15 protein-coding genes are annotated in these 19,990 nt (G+C 58.9%); 6 read left to right on the top strand and 9 right to left on the bottom strand.

Going from position 1 to position 19,990, the window contains the following annotated elements; all coding sequences use genetic code 11:
* Positions 1-2 precede the first annotated feature (2 nt).
* Positions 3-5,522 (top strand): calcium-binding protein, encoded by a 5,520-nt coding sequence (locus B1722_RS07370; RefSeq protein WP_086792029.1) that lies wholly within the window; start codon positions 3-5, stop codon positions 5,520-5,522.
* 68 nt (positions 5,523-5,590) lie between these two features.
* On the opposite strand, the gene B1722_RS07365 is transcribed toward B1722_RS07370, so the two are convergent.
* On the bottom strand, positions 5,591-6,703 hold the full coding sequence (locus B1722_RS07365) for an enoyl-CoA hydratase/isomerase family protein (RefSeq protein WP_041070402.1): 1,113 nt from the start codon (positions 6,701-6,703) through the stop codon (positions 5,591-5,593).
* 132 nt (positions 6,704-6,835) lie between these two features.
* Here B1722_RS07365 and ung point away from each other — a divergent pair, with 132 nt between their 5' ends.
* Positions 6,836-7,528 (top strand): uracil-DNA glycosylase, encoded by a 693-nt coding sequence (gene ung / locus B1722_RS07360; RefSeq protein ID WP_086792240.1) that lies wholly within the window; start codon positions 6,836-6,838, stop codon positions 7,526-7,528.
* Positions 7,529-7,687: 159 nt separating this feature from the next.
* On the opposite strand, the gene B1722_RS07355 is transcribed toward ung, so the two are convergent.
* The 5 genes from B1722_RS07355 to B1722_RS07335 all read right to left on the bottom strand — a co-directional run bounded on the left by B1722_RS07355 (position 7,688) and on the right by B1722_RS07335 (position 13,112).
* The gene (locus B1722_RS07355) at positions 7,688-8,722 is read right to left on the bottom strand and encodes an AbrB family transcriptional regulator (RefSeq protein ID WP_086792027.1); all 1,035 of its coding nucleotides are present in this window, start codon (positions 8,720-8,722) and stop codon (positions 7,688-7,690) included.
* Complete coding sequence (locus tag B1722_RS07350; RefSeq protein WP_041070400.1) at positions 8,715-10,229, bottom strand: tripartite tricarboxylate transporter permease; 1,515 nt, start codon at positions 10,227-10,229, stop codon at positions 8,715-8,717. Before B1722_RS07350 ends, B1722_RS07355 begins: the two co-directional genes overlap by 8 nt.
* A 1-nt stretch (position 10,230) precedes the next feature.
* Complete coding sequence (locus tag B1722_RS07345; protein WP_041070398.1) at positions 10,231-10,689, bottom strand: tripartite tricarboxylate transporter TctB family protein; 459 nt, start codon at positions 10,687-10,689, stop codon at positions 10,231-10,233.
* 58 nt (positions 10,690-10,747) lie between these two features.
* Positions 10,748-11,725 (bottom strand): tripartite tricarboxylate transporter substrate binding protein, encoded by a 978-nt coding sequence (locus B1722_RS07340; protein WP_041070529.1) that lies wholly within the window; start codon positions 11,723-11,725, stop codon positions 10,748-10,750.
* Between the two features lie 94 nt (positions 11,726-11,819).
* On the bottom strand, positions 11,820-13,112 hold the full coding sequence (locus tag B1722_RS07335; protein WP_041070396.1) for an OprD family porin: 1,293 nt from the start codon (positions 13,110-13,112) through the stop codon (positions 11,820-11,822).
* Positions 13,113-13,349: 237 nt separating this feature from the next.
* Here B1722_RS07335 and B1722_RS07330 point away from each other — a divergent pair, with 237 nt between their 5' ends.
* A complete protein-coding gene (locus B1722_RS07330) occupies positions 13,350-14,021 on the top strand; it encodes a response regulator (RefSeq protein ID WP_041070394.1) in 672 nt (223 codons plus the stop codon).
* A complete protein-coding gene (locus B1722_RS07325; RefSeq protein WP_086792025.1) occupies positions 14,014-15,399 on the top strand; it encodes a sensor histidine kinase in 1,386 nt (461 codons plus the stop codon). The genes B1722_RS07330 and B1722_RS07325 overlap by 8 nt, the downstream gene beginning before the upstream one ends.
* Before the next feature lie 153 nt (positions 15,400-15,552).
* Here B1722_RS07325 and B1722_RS07320 read toward each other — a convergent pair whose 3' ends face one another.
* Both B1722_RS07320 and B1722_RS07315 read right to left on the bottom strand, forming a co-directional pair.
* Positions 15,553-16,374, bottom strand: coding sequence for an HDOD domain-containing protein (locus B1722_RS07320; RefSeq protein ID WP_086792023.1), 822 nt, complete (start codon positions 16,372-16,374; stop codon positions 15,553-15,555).
* 35 nt (positions 16,375-16,409) lie between these two features.
* Positions 16,410-17,351, bottom strand: coding sequence for a folate-binding protein YgfZ (locus tag B1722_RS07315; protein WP_086792021.1), 942 nt, complete (start codon positions 17,349-17,351; stop codon positions 16,410-16,412).
* Between the two features lie 149 nt (positions 17,352-17,500).
* Between B1722_RS07315 and B1722_RS07310 the strand changes: the two genes are divergently transcribed.
* Together B1722_RS07310 and B1722_RS07305 are read left to right on the top strand one after the other, a co-directional pair.
* The gene (locus tag B1722_RS07310) at positions 17,501-17,755 is read left to right on the top strand and encodes a succinate dehydrogenase assembly factor 2 (protein ID WP_007963266.1); all 255 of its coding nucleotides are present in this window, start codon (positions 17,501-17,503) and stop codon (positions 17,753-17,755) included.
* Positions 17,739-18,191: a protein YgfX gene (locus B1722_RS07305; RefSeq protein WP_086792019.1), complete on the top strand. Its 453-nt coding sequence runs from the start codon at positions 17,739-17,741 to the stop codon at positions 18,189-18,191. The genes B1722_RS07310 and B1722_RS07305 overlap by 17 nt, the downstream gene beginning before the upstream one ends.
* On the opposite strand, the gene nadB is transcribed toward B1722_RS07305, so the two are convergent.
* Positions 18,160-19,776, bottom strand: a complete 1,617-nt coding sequence (gene nadB / locus B1722_RS07300) for an L-aspartate oxidase (RefSeq protein ID WP_086792017.1) — start codon at positions 19,774-19,776, stop codon at positions 18,160-18,162. The genes B1722_RS07305 and nadB overlap by 32 nt on opposite strands.
* Positions 19,777-19,990 lie beyond the last annotated feature (214 nt).

Here is a 19,990-nt window from a genome sequence, read left to right as displayed (position 1 = left end):
CTATGAGTTATGTTTTTGATGACTTACAAAAGTCAATGGTGCTACAGGCTGCTAGTATTTCTGAGGGGATGTGGTTTGATCAGGATGCTCAAAGGTATAAAGCCTCTGCGGAGCAGGGGCGAAATTGTGCTAATTTTTATCGGGTTTTATCCAAAATCATTGGCGAAAAAATTTCTGAGGATATTTTCTTCGAAAAAGATGTGGTTGATATTTTGAAAAGCGCGAGGCTTTGGCTTGATGTGGCAATTGATGCCAATGGTGGGCAGGGTGCTTACTCTGCTTTGATTCGTGCCTATACCATGCGCCAAGGGGAGCTTAGATCAAGTAAAAGGTTTACTGATTCGGAAATGCAGAAGTCCTCTAATCAGGTCGCTGTAAATTTCATGAATACTCTGGCTAATGGATCAGTTGAGTATGATTTGGCTCCATGGACCGTACCTTCAATAAGCCAGATTGCCGCCATCGATGCGAGTGCTATTGGACGGGTTTTATTTGATGATATTGGCACGGACGATACCGCTACAAGCCGTAACGCAGGTTGGTCTGGAACCATCGGTTTCAGCCTGTTAGGTGGAAAACCCCCGTATGAAACCTGGAGACTGATTTCCGCAGGCGACCCCAGTTCAGAAATCAAAGGTAATCATGAACTGGCTAAAGTTAATAGGCTCGATGATTTCAAGAATATTCTATTTGCCATTGACTCATATAGTGTCGGCCTTCGCGCGGCGGTCAATAACTTTGGTCTCAATGTGCTTGAAAGCGTGTTTTCGGTAGTGCCCGAGCAAATAAAAATTGCAATGGCCAGTGGAAACAGCAACCCATTAATCCAGTACGTGGTGAAAGGCACACCCATTTCTCCCATCGTTGATCTGATATTGCGATATGGCGTAAGTGCATTTTTTGACATGTTCAGACGAACATACGACGGCGGCTCTGATACCACACCTACGACCGATCAAACGTTCGCGGCCAACGCCTACGCATTTTTCTCAGGGTTTGCCCCGACGCAATCCCAAGGCATCGTTACCAAAACCATTGGCGAATATGGCAGCGCCACAGGATGGGCACGCCTCGCCATTCAGGACACGCCGCTTGGTATGGCTGTGCGCAATTCCCTGAAACAGCTCAGTGAAATAGTCATGGAGCGAGAGGACGGTTTCCCGGGTCGCGAACTGGAGCTTTATGACCCCGCAACTGGCAAAGGCTTTATTACCGAACAGTGGATTTCTGATCGCGCAGACATGTTGGCCCGGTTGATATCCAGAACCCATGGTTCGTTCGGAGAAAACACACTGCAGAAATTTTCTTTCACGGATATCGCATCGGGCAAACAGGCGCCCATGACCACTGGCGTATCCAACCCGCTGGTGATGTTCGGTGACGACGGAGGGCGATCTTTCGGTGGCGCGACAAATGCCGATCATCTGTATGGCGGTGCGGGCAATGACTCGATCAGTGGACTGGCAGGTAATGACGTTATCGAAGGTGCTCGCGGTAACGACTGGATAAGCGGTGGCGGCGGAAATGACGCGCTATACGGGATGGCGGGTGATGATGTTTTGATCGGCGGCAAGGGTAACGATTCTCTGACCGGTGGCGAGGGTAATGACCGATACACGTTTTACAGTGGTGATGGAATCGATGAAATTTTCGATGCAAATGCTGATGGGCAGTTATTGATAAATGACCGTCCGATTCCCGCCGTCAAACGCAGTGCTCTTCTGAGCAACACATGGTTCACGCAAGACCGATCCATAACGTTGACGCTCATTGAAGAACTCATGGAAAACACACTGAACATCCGCTACGGCCAGAGCGATCTGATCGTAATCAAGCACTACAGGCCGGGAATGCTGGGTATTCAGCTCCCGGACTTCGATGGCCACACCTTTTCAACACCCGATCTGGTTATCCAGGGTGACTGGAGAGCCGCCGATACGGACCCCAATGTTCCCGGTGATCAGCTTTCCTACGATGACTTGGGTAACGTTGTGCTGTTGCCAAATGTAAAACAGAGGAATAAGGCCGACGCACTTTACGGATCGCCCAAAGACGACGTCCTCCTTGGGCTTGGCGGCTCCGATCGACTGTTCGGACAAGCTGGAAACGATCGATTGTTTGGAGACAAACAGTCAACCCTGGAAAAAGCTCTGGCTGATGGTGTCGCCAAGGGGAAGGTCGGTCGTGGCGATTGGCTGGATGGTGGGCAGGGCGATGATCTGCTGGTGGGGACTGCCTCTGGAGACGTGCTGCTCGGTGGCAACGGTCGAGACACACTGGCTGGGGGGGCGGGTGATGACTTCTTGCACGGCGACGATACGACTGGGGTACTGGAGCAAAACTGGAAATATAAACGACATGAAGTCGTTCTTGCCCAAGGCGTCATCAGCTTGCGCACCACCTTCGACAAATCCTCCGTGACAGATGCATTGGAAGGAGGCAACGACGTTCTGTACGGCCAAGGCGGGAGAGATGTTCTCACGGGCGGTTGGGGCGAGGACGTGTTGGATGGCGGAACTGAAGATGATCAGCTGGGCGGCGACGGGGGCGATGACACCCTGACGGGTGGCAGCGGCAATGACACATTGTTCGGAGACAACCTTGATTGGGGTGGAGGACTCCCAAGCAAACACCATGGCAACGATCTGCTGGAGGGAGGCAGTGGCGACGACGCTCTCGCTGGCAACGGCGGTAGCGACGTCTTGTATGGCGGCTCCGGCAATGATGCCCTGAAGGGGGATGACGAGGTATTGGATGGTGTGGCGGGTGACGCTAGCCATTTCTTCGGACGTGACTTTCTGGACGGTGGTGCGGGCGATGACACCCTTTGGGGCGGCGGTGCTGATGATTTGCTGTTTGGTGGGGCAGGAAATGACGAGTTGGTTGGCGATTACTACGACCATCCGATTCGCCACCACGGTGATGATTTCCTTGATGGCGGTATGGGTGACGACACGCTTCAAGGATTGGGTGGCTCCGACACACTCATAGGCGGGCCGGGCGCTGATGCTCTGGATGGCGACCAGCCAAACTTGCCATCCGGCGGCACCAACGATGACCTCGTTCGAGGCGATGCCGGAAACGACACCCTTTGGGGGGGCTTGGGCGCCGATACGCTTTACGGCGGTGCTGACGATGACTTGATGTCTGGCGACTACGAGCAGACGCCTGAAGGCGAACAGGGTGCAGATTATCTGGACGGTGGTTCAGGCAATGACACGTTGCTGGGCGGCGGTGGAAACGACACGTTATTTGGCGGGGAGGGTGTGGACTACCTGCGCGGTGACTCAGGAAATAATGTGTTTGAGGGCGGAGCCGGTAACGACTACCTGGAAGCGGGGGACGGGGATGATATTTACTATTTCGGAGCCGGTGATGGGCTTGATGTAGTTGTAGACGCCGGTGGCAACAATGTCATGAAGTTTGGAGCCGGTTTTTTTGCGGATAATCTGAAAGTTGAAATTATCGATATTGAAATGGGTTTGGTATTGCGGCTGGCCAACGGAGTAGGTGACGCCGTTCTGATAAAAAATCACGAGACGTGGCGAGACTCAACTTTCAGTTTCAGTGATGGAGTGGTCTTGAGCTACCAGGATGTCATCAAGAAAATGCTTGCTCCGGTAGTTGTGATGGAACCGCCGGTAATGGAAGTGGTGGACAAGGCAGACATGGAAGAAACAGAAGACACGGGTGAAGACAGCGGTATTGCAAGCGTTCCCGTCCTGTCAGCCATTGATGTTTCGAGCGAAGGAAATGAGGCGGAATCGGGCAATGGCATTGAAGGGGTGGAAAAATTCCTTGGGGAAATTCAAGGAAGGCGTTCGAAAAACAGGCAAGCCACGGGGTTCACCCTCAATGATCAAGGTGTCTGGGTCAGAAATCAGATTGTCACGACTGATACGGGTTACATCACTTATACCGACTTGATTGATGAAAGCATCGAAAACGGATCCTTGTCTGACACCCCGCAGTGGATGAACGCTCCATCTGGCAGAGCTGTGTACAGCGACAGGCAGACGAGCTCTGCATCACACTCCTATTTCAAAAATACAAAGGCTGAGGGGGCAGCAAACCCATCGAACCACAAACCTCAATATTATCGATCTGGTTCGGGTGGCGGGTTTTCGTTTAAAGCAGGAGACGTGCTGGTAGAGGATAGAAACAAGTCAGGGACTATCGAAGGTTGGTACATCTATCCTGCAGCAAGCTTCAACGCTGGCGAAACTGTTCGTAAAGAATTTCGCCGAGATGTAAAGACCGAAACCATCAAGCACAAGACTGTGCAAGGTGACGCCGGCGGCGGACGAGTGAACCTGGAAGTTGGAAATACCTTTCATGGCGGTAAGGGTGATGACCTGATAGTCACTTATGCACGCTCACTGCTTGACTATGGCTCAGTGAATGACCGGATTCCTGGTGCTGTTTTATCGGCTGGGGCAGGCAACGATACACTGCTCGGATCCGAGGGGGCCGATTATTTAATCAGCGGTTCAGGGATTGATTGGCTCTACGGTGAAAATGGTGCCGACACCTACACTGTCCAAGCACACGCTGACGCAACGACCATTATTGCGGATGTACTGAGTCCTGTTTTTCACCGCCCGGAAGTGGGTGTGACGGGGTGGAAAGACGAGTATGGGCTGATTGATCAAGATGTTGTCATTCTTCCAGACGGGGCAAGGCTGGACGAGCTGCAATTAAGTTGGGGGGCGGCGTTGATTGAAACAGTCAATATCGAATTGGCCCCCAATCCGTCACGTGACAACTATCGCTACCCACCTCGGGCGAAGATGCTCTATTCGACCCTCGATATTAAATGGGGGACTCAGCAGGTTCGTATCGTTTTACCCAATGCAGGGAATCTCCAGGGCTCCGGGATCGAAGTCATAAGGTTTGCCGACGGCACAAGCGTCAGCCTTAAGACTCTTCTGGAGTCTAGTCAACTGGGCCCTGCCCCGGATACTTACCACAATGCCGTCGTCATTGATGATGCAACTACCGCCCAATCTCTTCGAGATGCTCAAACGCTGCCACTGGTGGGCGGTCACGGTAATGATTTGCTAACGGGTAGCTCTGGCGAGGATGTGCTGCTGGGTGGCCGAGGTAATGACACGTTGTCCGGCGGTGCGGGCGATGATGTTTATAAATATGATGGTCTTGGCAGGGACGTGATTGATAACTCGGGCGGCGGTATTGATGGTATCGATTTTTCAGATGTTGACTTGAATATCGGGCAATTGAAATTCCATCGCGAAGGTGATGATCTGGTAATCGTTGTGAATTACGGTATTTCACCGAAGGTGCGGGTTTCCAATCATTTTTCTGGAGGGGAAAGCGCCATCGGCTATATAAGAGTTAGAGGCGGAGGTAAAGCGACTCAGGACTATACTGCCACTGAAATTGCTGAACGTTTGCATCCTCTACCTCCGTTAAGGGATGTGGAGGATATCTTGATTAAGAATAACGAGGAATCGTCAATCGCTATTGCGGAAATAGTAAAGTTTTACGAGTTGAATAGTTAGGTTTAATAAGGTCAGTTAAAGCTCGCCCGCGACAGGCGACAAGCGGGGCTATCGCGGGCAGTTGCCAATTAATACTGCGACAGATCCGCCAACGGATGCCGACCTTCCCACACCTTGTGAAAATGCGCCTCGACCACCGCCTCCGGGACGTTATTGATGTCCGGCCAATGCCAGTGCGGCTTCTGATCCTTGTCGATCAGTCGCGCGCGAACCCCTTCACTGAACTCCGGATGCCGGCAGCAGTTGAGGCTCAGGGTGTATTCCATCTGAAAGACTTCGGCCAGCGACAGGTAGCGGGCGCGGAGGATCTGTTCCCAGACCAGATGCGCGGTCAGCGGCGAGCCTTCGCTCAGGGTTTTCGCGGCGCGGGCGATCAGCGGGTCGTTGCTGTCGCGTTGCAGGCTGATGGCTTTCCAGGCGCAGGTGACGTCGCTGACGTCGAGCAGTTCGTCGATCTGCTGGCGGCGCGGCAACCACTGCGCCTCGGGCATCTGCCCGACGGCTTCCTGTTGCAGGGCCTTGAGCAGACTGTTGAGTTGCATGTCGGTTTGCTCCTGCCAGTTGAGTTGCAGCAGGCCTTCGATCAGTTGCGGTTGCTGCTCTTCAAGCAGAAAGCGGTCGGCCAGATCCAGATCGATCGCATCACGCCCGTTCATGTGCGCACCGGTCAGACCGAGGAACAAGCCGAGCTTGCCCGGCAACCGGGAGAGAAACCAACTGGCCCCGACGTCCGGATACAGACCGATGGTGATCTCCGGCATCGCCAGGCGACTGCTTGGCGTAACGATCCGCGTGCTGGCGCCTTGCAACAGGCCCATGCCGCCGCCGAGCACGTAACCGTGGCCCCAGCAGATCAGCGGTTTGGGGTAGGTGTGCAGGCTGTAGTCCAGGCGGTATTCGGCGGCGAAAAACTGCGCGGCCAGTGGCGGGACTTCGCCGGGATGGGCGCGGCAGGCTTCCACCAGGCTGCGTACTTCGCCGCCGGCGCAGAATGCCTTGGCGCCATTGCCGCGCAATAGCACGCAGACGATTTGCGGATCCTTGGCCCAGGCGTTCAGTTTGTCGCTCAGGGCGTTGATCATCGGCAGGGACAGCGCGTTGAGCGACTTTTCAGCATCCAGGCTGGCGATACCGAGGCGGGCGCCGTCAGTGCCGGTGAGTTCTTCGAAGTGCAGATTCATCGTGACCTCGATCGGGAATTTGAACGATCAGTATGATCGCTGTGTGGGAAAGTGCCGGATCTGTGTCAGATCAATTGACAAGCGTGGTCGGCTTTCCTAGGGTTCGCCCCATTGTTTTTGCCGGGTATGACCATGACTGCTGACGACCGTATCAAACTCGAACCGAGCTGGAAGGAGGCACTGCGTGCTGAATTCGACCAGCCTTACATGGCAGAGTTGCGCAATTTTCTGCAGCAGGAGCGGGCGGCCGGCAAGGAGATCTATCCGCCGGGACCGCTGATTTTCAACGCGCTGAATTCGACGCCGCTGGATAAAGTCAAAGTGGTGATCCTCGGCCAGGACCCGTACCACGGCCCGGGCCAGGCCCATGGCTTGTGCTTCTCGGTGCAGCCGGGCGTGCCGGCGCCGCCATCGCTGGTTAACATCTACAAGGAGTTGAAACGCGACCTGAACATCGACATCCCCAATCACGGTTACCTGCAGAGTTGGGCCGATCAGGGCGTGTTGATGCTCAACACCACCATGACCGTCGAGCGCGCCAATGCCAATGCGCACAAGGACAAAGGCTGGCAGTTCTTCACCGACCGGATCATTGAGGTGGTCAGCGAACGTCAGCCGCATCTGGTGTTCATGCTGTGGGGCGCGCATGCGCAGAGCAAACAGAAGCTGATTGATGCGACCAAGCACCTGGTGCTGACCTCGGTGCACCCGTCGCCGTTATCGGCGTATCGTGGCTTCCTGGGCTGTGGGCATTTCAGCCGGACCAACAAGTTTCTTGAGCAGAATGGTGAAGCGCCGATCGAGTGGCGGTTGCCGCCGGTTTGACTGGCTGAGTAAATCTGTGGCGAGGGAGCTTGCTCCCGCTGGGCTGCGCAGCAGCCGCAAAACCTGTGATTTCGGTGTGCCGGAAGTACGCGGCTCAAGGATCTCGGGTCTGCTGCGCAGCCCAGCGGGAGCAAGCTCCCTCGCCACAGTGACTCGGTATCACTCGGGATTACGATTCCAATACTTGAACAACGGCTCCGCCAGAAACAGCACAAACAACAGCCGCATCACTTGCATCGCCGTCACCAGCGGCACAGACAGTTGCAGGGTTTCCGCCGTCAGACTCATTTCGGCAATGCCGCCGGGCATCATGCCCAACGTCAGCGAACGCAGATCCAGATGGGTCAGCGCACTCAAGCCCAGTGCCGCCAGGGTGGCGATCAACATGGTCAACGCCGTGCCGATCAACGTACGCCCCATGAATGACGGCGCGCGCCGGAAGAACTGCCGATTGAAGTGACAGCCCAGTCCGCTGCCGATCAGCCATTGGCCGATCTGGCTGCCTCCGTCCGGCAGGCCAATGTGCAAATCCCAGGTAATGCTCACCGTGGCACTGACCAGCAACGGGCCGAACAGCCACGGATTGGGCTGACGCAAACGCTGCCAGAGCCAGGCGAGCAGGGCGCCTGTGGGAAACAGAATCGCCAGCCAGCGCCAATCGACGCTGCCGGCGTGGGAAATCGGCGTGCCGTCACCCAGCAGATACTTGAACGCCGCCGGCACGCACAGCACCACCACCAGCACCCGCAGACTCTGCCCGGCCGCGACATGGCTGAGCAACGCACCATTGCGCGCGCCGAGATTGACCATCTCTCCGGACCCGCCGGGCATGCTCGAGAAAAACGCCGTGGCGCGATCTTCGCCGGTGCGGCGCATCAGCCACACGCCGACCACCGCCGACAGGCTGGTGACCAGCGCACCGAAGAAGATCAAACCGAAATGACTCAGCACCTGCTCCATCACCAGCGGGGTGAAGTGCAGGCCGATGCCGATGCCGACAATCCATTGGCCGCATTTGCGCCCGCCGGGGATTTCCGTAAGTTGCCACGGGGTCAGGCAGCGCACCAGGATGATCGCCAGCAACGAGCCGACCATCCACGGTAGCGGCCAGCCGATCTGGCTGGCGATAAAACCGCCAAGCAGACCGACCAGCGGGGTGGCCCACCAGCTTCTGAGGGACGTGCGATCAGACATCGGCGATGGCGCGTTGCGCTGCCGCACGTTTGCGCCAGATGCGGATGATCGGCATCAGCAGCATGATCCCTGTCAGTACCCAGACGCCGAGCGTGATCGGGCTCGACCAGAGGATTTCCAGCGCACCGTTGGAGATCGACAGGGCGCGACGCAGGTTCTGCTCCATCAGTTCGCCAAGAATGAAGCCCAGCAACAGCGGCGACAGCGGGAAGTCCAGCTTGCGCAGGATGTAGCCGAAGATGCCGATACCGATCATCAGGAACAGGTCGAACGTGGTGGCATGCACGGCATACACGCCAATCCCGGTGATGATGGCGATGACGGGCACCAACGCCCAGTTCGGCACGGCGAGGATGCGGGTGAAGATGCGGATCATCGGGATGTTGAGGATCACCAGCATGACGTTGGCGATGAACAACGAAGCGATCAGGCCCCAGACGATGTCCGGTTGCTGTTGGAACAGCAGCGGCCCCGGAGTGATGTTGTACAGCGACAGGGCGCCGATCATCACCGCCGTGGTGCCCGAACCGGGAACGCCGAGGGTCAGCATCGGCACCAGCGCACCGCAGGCCGCACCGCCAATAGCCGTTTCCGGCGCGGCGAGGCCTCGGGCATCACCTTCACCAAATTTGCCGCTGGTGCCGGCGATGCGTTTCTCGGTCATGTAGGCCACGGCACTGGCGAGGGTCGCGCCGGCACCCGGCAACACGCCCATGATGAAACCCAGCACGCCGCAGCGGACGTTGACCACGAATACCGAAGCCGCCTCCTTGAAGTTGAACATCATCCGGCCGGTGGCTTTCACCGCTTCCTGGCCGTGGTGGGTTTTTTCCAGCAGGAGGAGAATTTCGCTGATGGAAAACAGGCCCAGCACCAGCACCACGAACTGAATGCCGTCGGTCAGGTGAATGTTGTCGCCAGTGAAACGGTACACACCGCTGTTGGCGTCGATGCCCACGGTCGACAGGAACAGGCCGATCAACGCTGCTATAAACGTCTTCAGCGGACGATCACCGGCCATGCCGCCAAGGCAGACAATCGCGAACACCATCAGTACGAAGTATTCCGCCGGGCCGAAAGCAATCGCCCATTTCGCCAGCAGCGGGGCGAACAGCACCATGCCGCAGGTGGCAATGAATGCACCGATGAACGAACTCCATGCCGACAGCGACAGCGCCACACCGGCCAGACCTTTACGGGCCATCGGGTAACCATCGAGGGTGGTCATCACGGTGGAGGCTTCGCCTGGAATGTTCAGCAGGATCGAGCTGATCCGCCCGCCGTATTCGCAGCCCAGATACACCGCCGCCAACAGAATCAGCGCCGACTCCGGTGGCAGGCCGAGGGCGAATGCGATCGGGATCAGCAGTGCCACACCGTTGATCGGACCCAGGCCCGGCAACAGGCCGACAACAGTGCCGATCAATGTGCCGCACAGCGCGGTTACCAGGTTGTAGGGGCTCAGCGCAACGCCAAAACCCTGACCCAAATAGCCAAGAGTATCCATATCAGTTCTCCAGAACGCTGAGCAGGCCAAGGGGCAGCGGAACGTCCATCAAACGGTCGAACAGCAGGTAAAGACCGATGGCCATCAGGCTGATGATCGCCACGCTGGGCAACCAGCGACCGCCGTACAGGCGTGCCATCGGGATGCCGGTGATGACGCTGGCGATGATGAAACCCAGCGATTCAAATGTGCCGGCGAACACCAGCAGCAGGACGACGCAGATGCCGATCTTGATCAGGGTTTCGCGATCCAGCGGCGGTTCGTCCGCGCTGTGTTTGATGGGGGCCGGGCGGAACACCATGTACAGCAGCGCCAGGCCCATCAGGCCGAGCATCAGCAAGGGAAAGGCACGCGGGCCGACCGGTTCATAAGAAAAAGCCGCTTGATACGGCCACGCCATGAGCGCCAGGCCGACGCAGGCCAGCAACAGCACCGAGGCGAAAATGCGTTGTAAGAGCATGGGAAACTCCTGTGCCGAGGCCTCGATGCGCGAGGCCGCAGCCGCTAGACAGAGGCGATCACTGAATCAGGCCGAACTCTTTGGCCAGCACCTTGTAGTCCGCCACCTGCTTCTTCACGTAGGTGTCCAGCTCCGGGCCGGTCATGGCGAACGGGAACAGTTCACGCTGATCGCGCAGCTTGGCGAAGTCGTCCGAGGCCAGCAGTTTGTCGAAAGCGTCTTTCCACCAGGCGTAGTCTTCGTCGCTGACTTTTGGCCCGAGGTAGAAACCGCGAACCACTGGCCAGACGATGTCGTAACCCTGCTCGCGGGCGGTCGGGATGTCTTTCATTTCCGGCTCGTCGAGGCGTTTGTCGGCGAATACTGCCAACAGGCGCATGTCACCGCTCTGGATGTGCGGCATGGAGTCGGAAATGTCGGTGCTGCCGACCTGGATGTGCCCGCCAAGCAGCGCGGTGGCAATTTCGCCGCCACCTTCGAGGGCGACGTAACGCAGGTCACGCGGGTTGATCCCGGCAGCCTTGGCGATCAGGGCGGTTTGCATCCAGTCCTGGCTGCCGACGGTGCCGCCGGAGCCGATAACCACCGAGCTCGGATCTTTCTTCAAGGCTTTGACCAGATCGTCGAGGGTCTTGTAGGGCGAATCGCTTTTCACCGCGATGGCGCCGTAGCTGGTGCCGACGGCCGCGAGCCAGCGCACATTGGTCTCGTCGAAACGACCGAACTTGCCTTGCGCCAGATTCAGCAGCGAACCGCTAGACCACGCCACCAGCGTGCCCGCATCGGCCGGACGCTGAGCGACGACCGCGTTGTACGCCACCGCGCCGACACCGCCGGGCATGTAGGTCACACGCATCGGCTTGGTCAGCAGTTTTTCATTGACCAGCGCGCTCTGCGCCAGTTTGCAGGTCAGGTCGAAACCGCCGCCGGGGGAGGCCGGGGCGATGCATTCCGGGCGCTTCGGTTCGGCCATCAGTTGGCCGGCGAACAGCATGACGCCAGCGGCCAGAGCAACTTTACGCAGTGATAAGTTCATTGGTTTCTCCACGGTCTTCTTGTTGTAGGGCTTTTTGCAGGAGCTGCCGCAGGCTGCGATCTTTTGATCTTCCAACCCGCAGCATTTCAATCAATTACCAAAGGGCAACGCTATAGCTCACCAGCAGACGCACTTCATCGGCATCGCGAGCGGAGTAGTTGGAACGGTAGGTGGCATTACGCAGGCGTACGGCAACGTCCTTCAAGGCGCCGCTTTGTACTACATATTTGATCTCGGTGTTGCGCTCCCACTCTTTGCCTTCATCGCCATTCTTGAGCTTGATGTTGTCACCGCTCAGGTACCGACTCATGAACGACAGGCCGGGGATGCCGAGGCGCGCAAAGTCGAAGTCGTAACGCGCCTGCCACGAGCGTTCCTCGGCGCCGGCGAAGTCGTTGATCTGCACGAAGTTGACCAGGTACGGGTCGCTGCCATCGACATACGGGAAGGCGCTGTCGCCGGACATGTGCTGATAACCGGCGGTGAACTTGTGGCCGCTCAGGGCATAGCTGACCAGGCCATTGAGCGAGCGGTTGTCGATCTCGCCACCACGGGCCGCGCCCTGATCGTCACTGACGGCAAAGCGCAGGTCGGTGGCGAAGGTGCCCGGGCCCATCGGCCGCGAGGCGACCAGACCGAAGAAGTGCTGGTTATAGACTTCGTCGAGTTGGGCGAAATGGTAGCTGCCGGTGATCTTGTCGGTGAACTTGTAGTCCACGCCGGCAAAATCGAAATGCTTGCCGGCCACGGTGCCAGCGAAACGGCTGTTCTTGTTGTTGAGGGCAATGTCCTCGAAATCGGTGCTGTCGCGATCCTTGGCTTTCTCCAGACGCCCGCCGGTGAAGGTCAGGTTCTTGATCTCTTTGGAGGTCAGCAAACCGCCCTCGAAGGTCTGCGGCAGGATGCGCCCGTCGTTCGGTTTGAGGATCGGCAATTCAGGCATCAGGCTGCCGATTTTCAGTTCGGTGGCAGAGATTTTCACTTTGCCGGTCAGGCCGACCTTGGAATATTCGTCAGCGGCGCGCCCGTCATCGTGGGTCGGCAGCAGGCCGGTGCCGGTGCGATCCGGGCTCGAATCAAGTTTGACCCCCAACATGCCCAGCGCATCGACACCGAACCCCACGGTGCCGTCTGTGTAACCCGATTGCAGGTTGAGCATGAACCCTTGGGCCCATTCATCCCGCTTGCTTTGCTGGGCACTGGTGCCGTCGCGAAAGTCGCGGTTGAAGTACATGTTGCGGGTTTCGAAGGTGGCGGAACTGTCTTTGATGAAGTCGGCGTAGCTCAGCGGTGAAAAACCGGCGAGGGCGGCGGCACTGACGAGGGCGGTGTGGCTGAAACGCGAAGGGCGAGCGGGCGTGAAAGCCCTGGTCTGCAAGGACGGCATGCGCGGTGTACTCCGTTTATTGTTCTTATTGGTCGAAAACGCTTCGTGGCGTTTTTCGTAGCGCTGTGTGGCAGCAGCGACGGCAGTCGAAACTGTCCGTGACCGGACTCTAACGGCCCAACCTTTCGCTAACCTTTCAGCTGGATTTCGCGGTTTTCGGGCTTCACAGTGGCGGTTGCGGCTGTAAACTCCGCGGCAAAGAATGGCGTCGGCCATCCCTGAATGAGGTAAAGATCCATGCGTGTTCTGCTCGTCGAAGACCATTTGCAGTTGGCCGAAAGCGTCGCCCAGGCGCTCAAGAGCACCGGTCTGACCGTGGACGTGCTGCACGATGGCGTAGCCGCCGACCTGGCGCTGGGCAGCGAGGAATACGCGATGGCGATCCTCGATGTCGGCCTGCCGCGCATGGACGGGTTCGAGGTGCTGGCGCGCCTGCGCGCACGCGGCAAGAACCTGCCGGTGTTGATGCTGACGGCGCGCAGCGATGTGAAGGACCGCGTACACGGCTTGAATCTCGGCGCTGACGATTACCTCGCCAAACCGTTCGAACTGAGCGAGCTCGAAGCGCGGGTCAAAGCCCTGCTGCGACGCAGTGTGCTCGGCGGCGAACGCCAGCAGCGTTGCGGCGTGCTGGCCTATGATCTCGACACCCGACGTTTCAGCCTTGGCGAAGAATTGCTGACCCTGACCTCTCGCGAACAGGCCGTGCTCGAAGCATTGATCGCCCGCCCGGGACGGGTGATGAGCAAGGAGCAACTCGCCGCGCAAGTGTTCGGTCTCGACGAAGAAGCCAGCCCCGACGCCATCGAAATCTACGTGCATCGCCTGCGCAAGAAACTCGACGGCCAGCCTGTGGCGATCGTGACTTTCCGTGGCCTCGGTTACCTGCTGGAAAGCCGCGATGCATAAGCCCAGCAGCCTGCGCTGGCGGTTGCTGTGGAACCTCGCGTTGCTGCTGGTGGTGTTGATGCTCGCCAGTGGTCTGAGCGCGTACTGGAATGGTCGCGAAGCCGCCGACACGGCTTACGATCGAACCCTGCTGGCCTCGGCGCGAACCATCGCCGCCGGCCTCTCGCAGCGCGACGGCACGCTCAGCGCCGACGTGCCCTACGTAGCCCTGGACACCTTCGCTTACGACAGTGCCGGGCGGATTTACTACCAAGTCAACGACATCCACCAGAAGCTGATTTCCGGCTACGAAAACCTGCCCGGGCCGCCACCCGGTACGCCAAGAACCGACGATTACCCGGCGCTCGCGCGCTTCTACAACGCGACCTATCGCGGGCAGAACGTGCGCGTGGTCAGCCTGCTCAAAGCGGTCACCGAGCCGAACATGAACGGCATGGCGGAAATCCGCGTCGCCGAAACCGATGAGGCGCGCGTCGCTATGGCGCGCAGTCTGGCGGCCGATACGCTGTTGCGTCTGGGCATGCTCGCCATCGGCGCGTTGTTGCTGGTGTGGTTCGCGGTGAGTGCTGCGCTGCGCCCGCTGGAGCGTCTGCGCACGGCGGTGGAGGAGCGCCAGCCCGATGATTTGCGGCCGCTGCCGCTGGTGGAGGTGCAACATGAATTGTGGCCACTGGTGCGCGCGCTCAATCACTTCACCGAGCGCCTGCGTGGGCAGTTCGAGCGGCAGGCGCAGTTCATCGCCGATGCCGCTCACGAACTGCGCACGCCACTGGCAGCATTGAAGGCGCGGCTGGAGTTGGGGCTGCGTTCGAGCGAACCGGAAACCTGGCGCACAACCCTGGAGTCGTCGGCGCAAAGCACCGATCGCCTGACCCACCTGGCCAATCAACTGCTGTCGCTGGCACGGGTGGAAAACGGTGCCCGGGCGATTGCCGAGGGCGGCGCGCAATTATTGGATCTGAGTCAGTTGGCCCGCGAACTGGGCATGGCCATGGCGCCTCTGGCCCACGCGCGCGGCGTCGCACTGGCGCTGGAGGCGGATGAACCGGTGTGGCTGCGCGGTGAGCCGACGTTGCTCAATGAACTGTTGAGCAATCTGGTGGACAACGCACTGGCGCATACGCCACCGGGCGGCAACGTGATTCTGCGGGTCGCGGCACCGGCGGTGCTTGAGGTTGAAGATGACGGGCCGGGGATTCCGCTGGAGGAGCGTGATCGGGTGTTTGAACGCTTTTATCGGCGCAATCAGCAGGTCGCGGGGTCAGGGTTGGGTCTGGCGATTGTCGGAGAAATCTGCCGGGCGCATCTGGCGCAGATCACCTTGCATGATGGTGAGCAGGCCGGTTTGAAGGTTCGGGTGAGTTTTATTGCCGGATAGCAGCCGAGAGGGCTTTTGTGGCGAGGGCGCTTGCTCCCGCTCGGCTGCGCAGCAGTCGTGATCCCTGAGTGCAAGGTTTGTCTGATGAAGGGATGCCGTCTGGTTTGGGGCCGCTACGCAACCCAGCGGGAGCAAGCTCCCTCGCCACGGGTGTCAGTAAAACATCGTCCGCGATTCTTCCAGATCTGCGCACAATTGCTTGTTCTCCGGATCGATCCCAAGCTTTCTGAATGCCGGCACACTGAGCGGGTCAATCCGTGAAATCGGATGATCGCTGTCTTTGTGGCAGTACAGGCTCGCGACCTGCACCAGATCGACGTAATCGATCTGTGCCGAGTCGCGCTTGAAATCCAGGTACAGCCCAGGCAGCTCCACCAGTTGCTCGGGAAATTCCCAAACCCGCAACAGCTTGTCGCCCAGCAGCGGGTGAATGTGGTCGATCACATGATTGAGGCTGACCGGATCCGACAGCAGTTCGTAGTGATCTTCGGCGTAAGTCAGGATCGGCAGCACGCCGATCTGATGCACCAGTCCGCCCAGCGCTGCCTGATCAGGTTTGAGTTGGGTGTGGCGGCGGCACAGGGCGTAGCTGACGCCGGCGATTTCCAGGCTCTTGCGCCAGACTTCGCGCATCTTCTGTTCGACCACGTCGGAGCGGGCGTGGAAGATCTGTTCCATCACCAGCCCGATCGCCAGGTTGCTGCTGTAGTTCACCCCCAGCCGGGTGATCGCGGTGTGCAGGTCGGTGACTTCCTGGGTTGCACGCAGCAACGGGCTGTTGACTACTTTGATCAGGCGCGCCGACAGCGCCGTGTCGCGGCCAATGACTTTGCTCAGATCGCTGACGCTGATCTCCGGATCTTCGGCGGCCTTGCGAATTTGCAGGGCCACTTCCGGTAACGTTGGCAGAACCAGGTCATCGTTATCGATGGCCTCAACCAAATCCTGTTGGACCTTATCCGCCAGCTCGCTCATGTAGATTCTCTAGGGTGTTGCAACAAAAGCTGCGATCAGCGCTGGATTTCGCGGTCGCGATCCAGTTCGTAGGGCAGGTCGAGCAAATGCAGGGCTGGCCCTTCGAGGGTGCCCAGGTGCAGATCACCCGCTTCGGCAGCTTCGGCCTGCAACACCGCCAGCAGTTCAATCTTTTCTGCGGCGCGGGCGGCAATCACCACTTCGCCGATGGCGCTGCTGTGGCTTGGGGCGAACAGCGGGGTCCCCGGCTCCGGCAATTCGCTCGCGTCCAGTTGCACGCGATAGAGACGACGCTTGAGCTTGCCCAGGTACTGCATGCGCGCGACGATTTCCTGTCCGGTGTAACAACCTTTCTTGAAACTCACGCCGCCGACGGCCTGCAGGTTGAGCATCTGCGGGATGAACAGCTCGCGGGTGGTCGGCATGACCTGACCGATACCGGCGCGAATCTGCCCCAGCAGCCATTGGTTCAGCTCGCCTTCCGGCAGGGAGGCGACGAGTTTGGCCTTGATGGCATTGGCTTGATCGGCCGGTGTCCAGAGCTCGGCGCGATCCGCCGAGACGCGAATCGCGATCAGGCCTGCGTTGCGCACCACGCTGTCGGTTTCGCGCGGCAGGTCCAGACCCAGGCTGGCCAATGCGGCGTCGCCGTGCTCCAGGCCAAAACGCACCCAGGCGGCGCTTTCGTCGGTCAACTTGGATTTGGAGAATACTGCGTACTTTTTCAGATCTGCCAGTTGCGGCTCCAGCAGTTCGCTGGCCATCGCCAGCAGCACGCCATCACCTTCGAGCAGAATGCGGAAGCTTGACTGCATCCGGCCTTTTTGCGTGCAGCGTGCGCCAAGGCTGGCCTGGCTGTCGCTGAGGTAATTGATGTTGCAGGTCAATTGGCCTTGCAGGAATTTGCCGGCATCCGCGCCGCGAACCGCGAGTACGCCTTCATGAGACAGGGTGCAGAAAAAAGCAGAATCGGCCATGGTTCATCGCAGGGTAAAAAGTCTGGGGCACATCATAAGGGCGCGTTGTTGAAATGGGTAGTTGATAAAGGATCGGTGGTGCCCGACCAAAGCCGACTGTGCGACCCGCGCCGGGGCTGTATACTGCGCGCCTATTTGAGGAGGGCTCCATGGTCGAACAAGTTGAACTCAATCGCCTCTTCTGGCACAGCCGCCGCGGCATGCTGGAACTTGACGTGCTGCTGGTGCCGTTCGTGCAGGAGGTCTATCCGCACCTCAACCAGGTCGATCGCGACTTGTATGTCCGACTGCTGACCTGTGAAGACCAGGACATGTTCGGCTGGTTCATGGAGCGCAGCGAATCCGAAGACCCGGAACTGCAGCGCATGGTCCGGATGATCCTGGACCGTGTTCAGCCCAAGTAACACCTTCGAATGCCGCTGGCATGCCTCACGGCAGTTGCTGGCGGCGTATCTGTTGGCCCAGGCGTTCGCACTGGGTGTGTTGTTTCTCCTGTCGATTCCACTCTGGGCCTGTCTGCTCGGGGCTTTCGCCTGTCTGCTGCACGCCGCGTGGGTGTTGCCACGGCAGATTCTGCTGAAGCATCCGCAGGCTTTTTGCCGATTGCGCCGCGACGCCGATGGCTGGCAGTTGTGGAATCAGGCGGGCGGCTGGCAAGCGGCGCAGCTGCGGCCCGATAGCCTGGCGTCGCCGTTGATCGTGGTGTTGCGCTTTCGTCTGCGTGGGGAACGGCGAGTGCGTTCGATCTGCGTACCGCGAGACTCGCAGGCGGCGGATGTGCACCGACGCCTGCGAGTGCGGCTTAAATTCAGCCGGCGTAGGTGGGCGGCACCAGAATAGTGTCGAGCGCTTCGGGCAGCAGGTTCGGATAGTCGAGGGTGTAATGCAGGCCGCGACTTTCCTTGCGCTCCATGGCTGAGCAGATCATCAGCTCGGCGACTTGCGCGAGATTACGCAGCTCGATCAGGTCGCGGCTGACTTTATAGTTGCTGTAGAACTCGTCGATCTCGTCCAGCAGCAGGCGTACGCGGTGCTGCGCCCGTTGCAGGCGCTTGTTGGTGCGCACGATCCCCACGTAGTCCCACATAAAGCGGCGCAGCTCATCCCAGTTGTGGGCGATGATCACGTCTTCGTCGGAATCGGTTACCTGGCTGGCGTCCCACTCGGGCAGGGCGTTTGGCGCGGTGACGGCATCCAGTTGCGCAAGAATGTCCGCTGCCGCCGAGCGGGCATAAACGAAGCATTCGAGCAGCGAGTTGCTGGCCATGCGGTTGGCCCCGTGCAAACCCGTGAAGCTGGTTTCGCCGATGGCGTACAGCCCCGGCACGTCGGTGCGACCGTGTTGATCGACCATCACGCCACCACAGGTGTAGTGCGCCGCGGGTACGACCGGGATCGGTTGCCTGGTGATGTCGATGCCGAAACCCAGGCAGCGCTCATAAACTGTCGGGAAGTGGCTTTTGATGAAGGCTTCAGGCTTGTGGCTGATATCGAGATAGACGCAGTCGACACCCAGGCGCTTCATTTCATGGTCGATGGCACGGGCGACGATGTCGCGTGGTGCCAGTTCGGCACGTTTGTCGAAACGCGGCATGAACCGTTCGCCATTGGGCAGCTTCAGGTGCGCACCCTCGCCACGCAAGGCTTCAGTGATCAGGAAACTCTTGGCTTGCGGGTGATACAGGCAAGTGGGGTGGAACTGATTGAATTCCAGGTTTGCCACCCGGCAGCCCGAGCGCCAGGCCATGGCAATGCCATCACCGCAGGCGCCATCGGGGTTGCTGGTATAGAGGTAAACCTTGGCGGCGCCGCCGGACGCGAGGATCACGAAACGCGCGCCGTAGGTATCGACTTCGCCGGTCGCGCGATTCAGCACGTAGGCACCGAGGCAACGCTCGCCATCCAGACCCAGACGACGCTCGGTGATCAGATCAACGGCAACCCGTTGTTCCAGCAGCTCTATATTGCTGCGCTCTCTGGCCTGGGCGAGCAGGGTGGTGAAAATCGCTGCACCGGTTGCGTCGGCGGCGTGGATGATGCGCCGATGACTGTGACCGCCCTCGCGGGTCAGATGGAATTCGAAGCCGCCGTCTTCGGTGCCGGACTGTTCGTCGCGGGTGAATGGCACGCCCTGGTCGATCAACCACTGGATGGCTTCCCGACTGTGCTCGACGGTAAAGCGCACCGCGTCTTCATGGCACAGACCGCCGCCGGCATTCAGGGTGTCGTCGACATGGGATTCGACAGTGTCGGTATCGTCCAGCACGGCAGCGACGCCGCCCTGGGCCCAATAGGTCGAACCGTTGGCCAGATCACCTTTGCTCAATACGGCAATGCGCAAATGACCCGGCAGGGTCAGCGCGAGACTCAAACCGGCAGCGCCGCTGCCAATCACCAGAACATCGTGTTGAAACTGTTGGCTCATTTCAGGATTCCGCTCAAAGCGACCCGGATCGGGGTTGGCGCAAGACAGCTGGATCGGCGAGTCAAGACAGCCACACAGCCCACTAGTATATAGAGGGGTGGAGCGGCACAATAGCCGGGCTTGTATGGCATTGTGAAACTACTGTGACGACAAAAGCCTGACGTTTCGTCGGACGTTTTTTTCGGTCGTTTTGGGAAAAGGCGACTGTATCGAG

It is taken from the genome of Pseudomonas sp. SCPG-7, from assembly GCF_002156405.1.
Taxonomy (GTDB): domain Bacteria; phylum Pseudomonadota; class Gammaproteobacteria; order Pseudomonadales; family Pseudomonadaceae; genus Aquipseudomonas; species Aquipseudomonas parakoreensis.
The sequence above is the reverse complement of the archived record's forward strand: the minus strand, read 5'-3'. Positions and strand labels throughout refer to the sequence as shown.

Bases quoted from the DNA above. Each gene is read 5' to 3' on its own strand.
- B1722_RS07370 (WP_086792029.1), top strand. From the start codon at position 3: ATGAGTTATGTTTTTGATGACTTACAAAAGTCAATGGTGCTACAGGCT.
- B1722_RS07365 (WP_041070402.1), bottom strand. From the start codon at position 6,703: ATGAATCTGCACTTCGAAGAACTCACCGGCACTGACGGCGCCCGCCTC.
- ung (WP_086792240.1), top strand. From the start codon at position 6,836: ATGACTGCTGACGACCGTATCAAACTCGAACCGAGCTGGAAGGAGGCA.
- B1722_RS07355 (WP_086792027.1), bottom strand. From the start codon at position 8,722: ATGTCTGATCGCACGTCCCTCAGAAGCTGGTGGGCCACCCCGCTGGTC.
- B1722_RS07350 (WP_041070400.1), bottom strand. From the start codon at position 10,229: ATGGATACTCTTGGCTATTTGGGTCAGGGTTTTGGCGTTGCGCTGAGC.
- B1722_RS07345 (WP_041070398.1), bottom strand. From the start codon at position 10,689: ATGCTCTTACAACGCATTTTCGCCTCGGTGCTGTTGCTGGCCTGCGTC.
- B1722_RS07340 (WP_041070529.1), bottom strand. From the start codon at position 11,725: ATGAACTTATCACTGCGTAAAGTTGCTCTGGCCGCTGGCGTCATGCTG.
- B1722_RS07335 (WP_041070396.1), bottom strand. From the start codon at position 13,112: ATGCCGTCCTTGCAGACCAGGGCTTTCACGCCCGCTCGCCCTTCGCGT.
- B1722_RS07330 (WP_041070394.1), top strand. From the start codon at position 13,350: ATGCGTGTTCTGCTCGTCGAAGACCATTTGCAGTTGGCCGAAAGCGTC.
- B1722_RS07325 (WP_086792025.1), top strand. From the start codon at position 14,014: ATGCATAAGCCCAGCAGCCTGCGCTGGCGGTTGCTGTGGAACCTCGCG.
- B1722_RS07320 (WP_086792023.1), bottom strand. From the start codon at position 16,374: ATGAGCGAGCTGGCGGATAAGGTCCAACAGGATTTGGTTGAGGCCATC.
- B1722_RS07315 (WP_086792021.1), bottom strand. From the start codon at position 17,351: ATGGCCGATTCTGCTTTTTTCTGCACCCTGTCTCATGAAGGCGTACTC.
- B1722_RS07310 (WP_007963266.1), top strand. From the start codon at position 17,501: ATGGTCGAACAAGTTGAACTCAATCGCCTCTTCTGGCACAGCCGCCGC.
- nadB (WP_086792017.1), bottom strand. From the start codon at position 19,776: ATGAGCCAACAGTTTCAACACGATGTTCTGGTGATTGGCAGCGGCGCT.